Annotated in this window: 1 protein-coding gene; it reads right to left on the bottom strand. The window is 70.1% G+C overall.

Features of this window, described 5'->3' with window-relative positions:
- On the bottom strand, window positions 1-411 hold a 411-nt coding region (locus tag GWK61_RS55410; protein ID WP_499704289.1), incomplete at both ends, for a carbohydrate kinase family protein.

Raw genomic sequence — 411 nt, 5'->3', positions numbered from 1 at the left:
GCGTTGCGCGAAGGCGGCCGGCGACGTCCCCGGCATCAACCACGCCAAGTCCGCATCGCTGAGCTTGACCACGTCGGCCAGCTCCATCAGTGTGCTGATCCGGCCGCGCACGTCCCGGACAGCCGCCATGTGCTCGGGGCGCACGTTCGGGTCATAGCTGATCGTCGCGGTGCGGCGGACCCGCCGTACCAGAGCGGCGATCTCATGCGCGCCCGGTGGCAGTACCGCCGCGAGCGAGCCGACGTGGAGCGCTGCGAGAGAGCTGGGTTCGAGCTGCTCCAGCTCAGCCTCGGTCCATTGCCAGTCGGCGGTCCCATGCAGCCGCAAGTCGTAGTGCGGACCGTCAGCTCCATGAGACACCAGCGCCACCGACGACGCCTCCCCCGCCGCCACGACCCCGCGCATATCGAC

The organism is Catenulispora rubra (genome assembly GCF_015356825.1).
GTDB classification, from domain to species: Bacteria; Actinomycetota; Actinomycetes; order Streptomycetales; family Catenulisporaceae; genus Catenulispora; species Catenulispora rubra.
Note: the sequence above shows the minus strand (reverse complement) of the source record. Positions and strands in the feature narration are given on the sequence as shown.